This window comes from Methylorubrum zatmanii (assembly GCF_014845115.1).
GTDB lineage: Bacteria > Pseudomonadota > Alphaproteobacteria > Rhizobiales > Beijerinckiaceae > Methylobacterium > Methylobacterium zatmanii.
This window is the reverse complement of record NZ_NKUI01000204.1, coordinates 1-7,969: the sequence shown is the minus strand read 5'-3', so window position 1 is coordinate 7,969 and position 7,969 is coordinate 1. Positions and strand designations below refer to the sequence as shown.

Genomic DNA, 7,969 nt, shown 5'->3' with positions numbered 1-7,969 from the left:
CCGCGCTCACCGCCTACGGCGCGGTGCAGATGTACGAGGTGATCTCGGTCTCCGGCGGCGCCACCGCCGGCTCCCGCCCCCAGCTCTGCCGGTAATCGAGGCGGATCTCGCGGCCGCCGGGCAGCTTCGCCTTCGGCCGCCAGTAAGCGATGACGTTCTCGTTGACCTCGGCGTCGCTCGGGATCTCCAGCAGGGTCACCGCGCCCTCCCCCCAGAGCCCCTCGGCACCGGCGGCCTCCCCCGGCTCGACCCAGAGCGAGGGGCAGCGCTCCCAAGGGTGCGCGTCGTCCTCGAAGGCCACGGGATCTCGGTCGCGCTGGGTCAGGCCGAAGCCCTTGGGGGCGTTGTCGACGAAGCTCGAGATCTGCAGCGTCTCCGGGTTGCGCACCGGGCGCCAGATCGCCTCGTCGCTGCCGCTGCGGATCTGCAGCCCTCCGGCGGCATAGGCCGCGGCGCGGGCATCGTCCGCGCCGCGGCGGTCATGGGGACCGAACAGGAACGGTGCCTGCATGCCGCCGAGCCCGAGATGGTCGATCTCCTTGCGGGTGACCAGGGTGGCGGTGAGGGCGGCGGTGGAGGTCTCGCCGGGGCGCAGCTCCAGGCGCAGGCTCGCCGCGAGGGAATCCGAGTCGATCAGGGCGTGGACCACGAGGGGCGCGTCGGGCGCGCGCGGCCGCTCCACGAACAGGGCGCGCCAGCGGGGGAATTCCTCGCCGCGGGGATCGGCGGGGCGCAGCAGCAGGGCGCGTCCGTCGACGCCGAATTCCTGCCCCTGCCCCACCAGCCGGAAGAAGCAGGCGCCCTGGAACACCGCGAAATCCTGATGCGCCCCGCCGAACCGCGCCCGGATCCGCAGGCCGGAGAAGCCCGGATCCCGGTCGGTGGCGGGCATGGCCGTCTCGCCCGCTTCGGAGCCGGCCTCGTAATTCAGCCGGTCGTAGGCGATGGGGCGGACCACGCCGTCCTCCACGAGGAACAGGGCGACCCGGTCGCTGTAGAAGAAGCCGCGCACCAGGGGCTCGACCGCGAAGCCGTGCGGCTCGCCGCCCCAGATCAGCCGGTCGGGACGGATGCGGATCGCCTCGTACTGCTCCCGCGACAGGCTCTTCAGCGTGTCCGGCACGTCGTTGGTCGCCGGGGCGACGAAGGGGCGGTTGCCGAGCGCCCGGGCGAGATCGGGCACCGTGGCATCGGAGAACGGCGTCCCGGCGGCGGGCAGGGCCAAGGGGGCGGTCTCCGCCCTCGCCCCGCCCGGCAGGACGGTCAGGGCGGCGGCGCCCGCCAGCCACTCACGCCGGCTGAGGCGCAGGCCCCGCGCATCGCGCGGCGCAAGATCGGTCGCAAGATCGGTCGGATGCGTCATGCCCTCGCCGGGTCTCGTCTCGGAACGGTTCCAGATAGGATCTCAACACCTGAACCGGGCGTTAAGGTTGCCGGTTTCACCCGGCCCTTGCGGTCTGTCGGCCATGCCGGGAGGCCGGACCCCACGGGGCGCACGGCGCCGGACGCATCCTGGCCTCCCACCTCCGGCCCAGGAGCTCCGGTGCGAAAGGTGGTTGCCGGCTCGCCCGAAACAGTCGATGCACGGCCGTAAGCCTCCCGCTCCCCGTGAGCGGCGCCTGCCCTGTCGCGTCCCGCGCGTCTCCTGTCCAGCCTCGAGCCGACATTCTGCCGATGACTCTCACGCAGATCACCCACCACGACCTCGACGGCTACGGCGCCTCGACGGTGGCCGCCCGCTTCGCCCCGGTGGGGCGGGTCATCCATGTCGCCCGCTATTCCGATGTCGGCCCGGTCGTCGAGGACGAGCTGAAGCGCCTGCGCGCGGCGGAGGCGGCCGAGACGCTGCTGATGACCGATCTGGGGCTGGAGGAGCCGACCATCGCCTTCCTGCGCCGCTTCGCCACGATGAATCGCGGACGAGCGGAGGGCGCGCGCCACCGCCTCGTGGTGCTCGACCACCACGCCTCCTCCCTCGATCAGCTCCGCCGGCAGAATCTGGAGCCGCTGCCCGACCCGGAGCGCGCAGGGCTGCTGCGCACGGATCTGGGCGATGCCAACGTGTTCGTGCTCATCGACGAGGCGCATTGCGCCACCCGGATGGCCTATGACCAGCGCGACCTCTACGCCGCCGAAGGGGTGGCGCCCGACGCGACGGCGGCGGCCGATCTGGCGACGATGATCGAGGCGGTCGAGGCGCTCGACCTCTGGAAGAAGGGCGATCCGGCCTTCGCCGGCGGCCTCGCCCTGGACGAACTGTTCTGGGACAGCGTGACGACCCTGGTGCCGCCGGGCCATCCCTGGCACGACCGCTTCGTCTCCGACCTGTTGATGGACGCCGCCGGGCGGCTGCGGGCGGGGGCGACCCCGGCCGAGCTGGAGCGCCGCTCCGGCGAGATGCGGGCGCGCCTCGTCGACGGTCTCCTCGCCGACGAGCCCGGCGACGACCCGAGCCTCACCGCGCGCCAGCGTCTGGCCCGGGCGCTCGCCCGCTCCGACGTGCTGTTCCACCCCCTGTCGGACGGGACGCTGCTGTCCTTCGGCCTCGATTCCGGCACCTTCCAGCGGGTTTCGGATCAGGTGATGGAGGCGGGCCGGTCCAAGCGGGTGGTCAACGTGCAGCGGGCGGGCACGCTCTCGTTCCGCTCCATCGACGGCACGGCGCTCGACGGCGCCCGCGCCTTCCGCGGCGGCGGCCACCGGGACGCGGCCGGCGGCAAGCTGCCCAATGGCAGCGCCCACTCCCTCGCGGACGCCATCGCCCAGGTCGAGCCGGTGCTCAACCCGCCGCCGCCGGACCTCTCCGCCAGCCCCTTCGCCGCGCTGAAGAACTGGAAGGGGTGAGAGCCGTGTCGACAGGCGGTTGATCCCTTCGGGAGGGCGGATTTGGCTTCCGCCCAGGGGCCGCGCGGGCTGGCCGATACGGCAACCGCCTCTATCGAGCGGCCGCCGGATCAGATCCGCAGATCGAACGGCAGGTCGAACAGCGTCGAATGATCGATATAGCTGACCCGCAGGGTGTGGTCGCGGGCGCCGTTGGGCAGGGTGTCGGCCTCGCGCAGGGTGCGGATCATCTCGCGGGCCGCGCGGAACGCCATGCCGCAATCGGGGCAGTCGCGCGTCTCCCGGGGGCCGACCCGCCGGCCGTTCCGGCAGAGCTCGAAATGGAAGAGGGTCATCGGCGCGGGGCTCCGAGGAAATCGAAGCGGCTCGTGCAAGCCCTGCGCCGTGATGAGGAATACAATTCGAGCGTGACCGAAGCCGCGTCTCGGCCGGTTGCCGGAACGAAAAGACCCGCCGGCTTTCGCCGACGGGCCTTGCAGGGGTCACGCTCTCGCGCGCGGTGGGAGCTGCCGGCCCCGCCCTCGGATCAGCGGGGGAACTCGACCTGCCGCAGCGTCTTCAGGGAGCCACTATCCCTGCCGGTTCTGGTTGGGTGGAGTATCCTGGTCTGCGTCGGCGGTGCGCGCGGGGGAGCCGTTGATGCCGTGATGATTCATGGCCGATCTCCTTTCTCAGGACGGCGTCTGAAGCGCCGGTGAAGACAGGCTAGGACGGCTCGCACCCGGAGCGCAAGCCCCCTTTTTCTTTGCCCCGCAACATTTGTTCGGTTCTCGCCCCGGCCTCATCTCGGAGGGCGAGGGCGCGACATTCTCCGTCCTTGGGGCCCCCTTGGCTCGCCCTTGGCCCGTCCTTGCGCCGGGCCCTCCGGCACACGATCTGGCAGGCAGAGGGGACGGAATTCTGCGCCTGCGAGGGCGCAGTGCTCAGGCGCGTCGGGCCTTCATGTCTCTCTCCCTGCCTCCCCTCTCCGTCCTCGATCTCGCCCCCGTCCCCGAAGGGGCGACGCCGGGGCAGGCGCTCGCCAACAGCCTCGACCTCGCCCGGCACGCGGAAGCCCTCGGCTACCGCCGCTTCTGGCTCGCCGAGCACCACAACATGATCGGCATCGCCAGTGCCGCGACGGCGGTGGTGATCGGCCATGTGGCGGCGGGCACGGCGCGCATCCGGGTCGGCGCGGGCGGGATCATGCTGCCCAATCACGCTCCCCTGGTGATCGCCGAGCAGTTCGGCACCCTGGCGGCGCTCCATCCCGGCCGGATCGATCTCGGCCTCGGCCGGGCGCCGGGCACGGACGGGCTGACCCTGCGGGCCCTGCGCCGGGACTACTCGGCGGCGGAGCGCTTTCCGCAGGACGTGCTCGAACTGCAGGCCCTGTTCGGGCCGGTGCGGGAGGGCCAAGCCGTGCAGGCGGTGCCCGGTGCCGGGCTGAGCGTGCCGCTGTGGATCCTCGGATCGAGCCTGTTCGGGGCGGAACTGGCGGCCACGCTCGGCCTGCCCTATGCCTTCGCCTCGCATTTCGCGCCGGAGGCGCTGCTGCCGGCGCTGGAGACCTATCGGGCCCGCTTCAAGCCGTCGGCGCAGTTGCAGCGGCCCCATGCCATGGTCGGCGTCAACGTCGTGGCGGCGGAGACGGATGCGGAGGCCCGCCGCCTGTTCACCACGCCGCAGCAGCAATTCGCCCGGCTGGTGCGCGGCACGCGCGGCCTCCTGCCGCCGCCGATCGACGACATCGAGGCCTTTTGGAGCCCCGCGGAGAAGGCGCAGGCCTCGCGGATGCTGGCCCGCTCCCTGGTGGGCGCGCGGGAGACGATCCGCGCCGGGTTGGAGGTCCTCGCCGCCGAGACCGGGGCCGACGAGCTGATGGTGGCCACGGCCCTCCACGATCACGCGGCCCGGCGTCGGTCTTACGCCATCCTCGCCGAGGCCCATGGCGGCCTCGACGCGGCGGCCGACGGCGCGCCCGAGCGGTCAGCGGCCTGAGCGCGGCCTCTCCGCCGCATGTCCCGTCATCGATCCGGGCCTGGTCGCCTCGGGCACGGACGGGAGTGGCGTGTCGTCTCGTACCAAATCCGCCATCCCGCAGGGATCGACCGGGTTTGGTACGAAGCGAAGACGATGGGCTGAACGCGAGAGGCGTTCAGGTCGACCGAAGGGAGGCCCGCGCCGCGATGGCGCGGCGGCGTCTCGGCTCTGCTTTCAACTCCAGTCTCAGCTCCAGGCGTGGAGCGGCGGATTCACGCCGTTGAGGGCATGGTTGCCGATGATCGCAACTTTCCAGCGCACGGGATCGTGAAGGGTGTGGGTGCGGGCGTTGCGCCAGTGGCGGTCGAGATTGTGCTCGGCCAGCGTCGAGCGGGTGCCGGAGAGTTCGAACAGGGTGTTGGCGGCGGCGAGCGCCACCTCGGTGGTGAGCACCTTGGCCTCGGCGGTGGCGAGCTGGGCCGCCGCCACGCTCTCGGGGGTCGGGTCCGCCACGGCCGCGTCGATGGCGAGGCCGGCCCGGTCGAGCAGGGCTTCCGCCGCATGCTGGCGGAGGGTCAGGTCACCGATGGCGCGGATGGTGTAGGGATCGTCCGAAGCCCGCTCCTGGCCGCTGTCGATCCAGGGGCGCGCCTTCTCGCGTACGAAGGTGATGGTGTCGTCGAGCGCCTCGCGGCCGATCCCGGCATCGACCGCCGCCTGGATGATCTGGAAGATCGCCCCGTCCGCCCGCGGCGCCTCGTAGGCCCGGTAGCCCGGCACGAGGTGGCTTTTCGGCACGCGGACATCCTCGATGAGGACGGTGCCGCTGGCGGTGCCCTTCTGGCCGAAGGCCGACCAGTCGTCGATCACGGTGAGGCCGGGCGCGTCCCGCTCGGCGATGGCGTACCAAGCGCGGCCCTGGTCATCGAGGGCGACGATCGGCACGAGATGGGCGAGCAGCGCGCCGGAGGAATAGAATTTCTGCCCCCTGACGATCACGTGGTCGCCGTGATCGGTGAAGCGGGTCTCGAACTCGGCGGCCCGCCGGGTGCCCTTCTCCGAGAAGGCGTTGCCGAAGCGGGTGCCCTTCAGCACCTCGGCGAAGAGGAGCGCCTGCTGCTCCGGATCCGACACCGTGCGGATCGCCGCGACGATGCCGAGATGGTTCTGGGCGATCTGGGCGATCGACGGATCGGCGGCGGCGATGATCGCGATCACCTGCGCCAGCGTCTTGTAGGAGACCTCCGGCCCGCCATACGCCCTGGGCACGTTGATCGACCACAGGCCGCTCTGGGAGAAGGCATCGAGTTCGGCGAGCGGGCGGGCATTGCTGCGGTCGCGCTCGGATGCGCCCTCGCGGAACTGTGCCGCGAGGGCGTGGGCGATGCGGATCGCCTCGGCGTCGTCGCGGACGATGTGGGCGGGTTTTGGCGGACGGGCGGGGCCGGGCACGCCCTGCGGCCGGCTTCCGGCCTCGGCCGTGGTGGGGCTGACGGCAATGGTCATGGGCGGTCTCCCAAAGCAGGAAGGGATCGTGAAGGACGGAGGCCACCCGCTCCCTCATCCTGAGGCGGCGGCGCGAAGCGTCGCCCGCGAAGGATGTTCCGCGAACCGCGGGGGAACGGGAGAAGCCTTCGAGGCGCGCCGACGCGGGCACCTCAGGATGAGGAGGTGGCGGATGGGGGCGTTGGGCTTCAGGCCGCCTCGGCCCGGCGCTCGCGGGCGGCTTCCAGGGCGCGCACCCGCGGGATCACGTGCTCGCCAAAATATTGCACGTCCTCCTGGAAGTGCAGGAAGGCGAGCAGGGCGAGATCGACGCCGACATCCTTCAGGGCGACGATGCGTTCGGCGATCTGGTCGGGCGTGCCGATCAGGTTGGTCTTGAAGCCGTCATTGTACTGGACGAGATCCTCGAAGCTCGACTTCGCCCAGTTGCCCTCTCCTTCCGGTGAAGCCTTGCCGGCATTCTTCACCTCGTGGCCGAAGGCCTTCACCGCCTCCGGGTCGGCATTGTCGATGATCTCCTGGAGCACCGCGCGGGCTTCCTCCTCCGTATCGCGGGCGATCACGAAGGCGTTGACGCCGACCTTCACGGAATGGCCGTTCTCGCGGGCCTTGGCCCGGATGTCGTCGACCTGCGCCTTCACGCCCTCGGGCGTGTTGCCGTTGGTGAAGTACCAATCGGAGACGCGGGCCGCCATGTCGCGGGCCGCCCGCGAGGAGCCGCCCTGGAAGATCTCCGGCAGGCGCGCGCCCGGCTTCGGCTTCAGGGTGTAGTCGCTGTAGCGGTAGAAATCGCCGCGGAAGGTGAAGTTGTCCTGGGTCCAGATCCCGCGCAGGGAACGGATGAACTCCTCCGAGCGGCGGTAACGCTCGTCATGGTCGAGCCAGGGCTCGCCGATGGCCCGGAACTCGCCGGAGAACCAGCCCGAAACGATGTTGACCGCGATCCGCCCCTCGGTGAGCTGCGCGATGGTGGCGATCTGCTTGGCGGCGAGCGTCGGGTTCCAGGGACCGGGCAGGATCGCGGCGATCACCGTCAGCTTCGTCGTGGCCGCCGCCAGCGCGTGGCTGAAGGCGACGGATTCGTGCTGGTACTCGGCGCCGTAGCCGGCGGTGAAGCGGATCTGGGTCAGCGCGTAGTCGAAGCCCGAGGCTTCCGCGATCTGGGCGAGCTTGCGATTGTAGTCGATGTCCCAGCTGGTGCGCTGCTCGACCTTGCTGATGACCAGCCCGCCGGAGACGTTGGGAACCCAATAGGCGAAGCGGATCGGATCGGGCGAGGAGGACACGGTCCGGACAGTCATGGCGGCACGTCGCTCGTCTTCGAGAGGGATGGTTGATGATATCTTGCGAAGCTTCCGGGGTTTGCTTCCGGATTGCTTCGCCATGTCAAATCATTGCTGCGGAGGAACCTTTCGTCAAAGGAATGATCCGGCATTTTCTCCCTGAAACACGAAACTCTCTTCTTTGCGGGCGCGGCGCGGACGAAGATCGTTTCATTGCATACAATCCGGGGCGGGGCTTGCGCTGCACCCGCGAACGAAAAGAGCCGCCCGGGCAGGGGCGGCTCCTCGTCGTCGCGAAAGCGAGGCTCGTTCAGTAGACCCCGCCGGCCTGGGCGGCGGCGCCGGCATCCGGCGGGACGGCGGCGGGCGGGGGC

At 70.8% G+C, this 7,969-nt stretch carries 6 protein-coding genes; 2 read left to right on the top strand and 4 right to left on the bottom strand.

The features are described 5' to 3' along the window. Nucleotides 1-13 precede the first annotated feature (13 nt). Nucleotides 14-1,363: a glucan biosynthesis protein gene (locus tag MZTS_RS21105; RefSeq protein ID WP_246482214.1), complete on the bottom strand. Its 1,350-nt coding sequence runs from the start codon at nt 1,361-1,363 to the stop codon at nt 14-16. Between the two features lie 311 nt (nt 1,364-1,674). Between MZTS_RS21105 and MZTS_RS21100 the strand changes: the two genes are divergently transcribed. Next, nucleotides 1,675-2,844 (top strand): dimethylmenaquinone methyltransferase, encoded by a 1,170-nt coding sequence (locus MZTS_RS21100; protein ID WP_192285304.1) that lies wholly within the window; start codon nt 1,675-1,677, stop codon nt 2,842-2,844. 110 nt (nt 2,845-2,954) lie between these two features. Here MZTS_RS21100 and MZTS_RS21095 read toward each other — a convergent pair whose 3' ends face one another. Next, on the bottom strand, nt 2,955-3,179 hold the full coding sequence (locus MZTS_RS21095) for a hypothetical protein (RefSeq protein ID WP_192285303.1): 225 nt from the start codon (nt 3,177-3,179) through the stop codon (nt 2,955-2,957). A gap of 607 nt (nt 3,180-3,786) precedes the next feature. On the opposite strand from MZTS_RS21095, the gene MZTS_RS21090 reads away from it, so the two are divergent. Next, the gene (locus tag MZTS_RS21090) at nt 3,787-4,824 is read left to right on the top strand and encodes an LLM class flavin-dependent oxidoreductase (protein WP_192285302.1); all 1,038 of its coding nucleotides are present in this window, start codon (nt 3,787-3,789) and stop codon (nt 4,822-4,824) included. Between the two features lie 228 nt (nt 4,825-5,052). On the opposite strand, the gene MZTS_RS21085 is transcribed toward MZTS_RS21090, so the two are convergent. Together MZTS_RS21085 and sfnG are read right to left on the bottom strand one after the other, a co-directional pair. Continuing rightward, a complete protein-coding gene (locus MZTS_RS21085) occupies nt 5,053-6,312 on the bottom strand; it encodes an SfnB family sulfur acquisition oxidoreductase (RefSeq protein ID WP_192285301.1) in 1,260 nt (419 codons plus the stop codon). A gap of 188 nt (nt 6,313-6,500) precedes the next feature. Next, complete coding sequence (gene sfnG / locus MZTS_RS21080; protein WP_192285300.1) at nt 6,501-7,613, bottom strand: dimethylsulfone monooxygenase SfnG; 1,113 nt, start codon at nt 7,611-7,613, stop codon at nt 6,501-6,503. Nucleotides 7,614-7,969 lie beyond the last annotated feature (356 nt).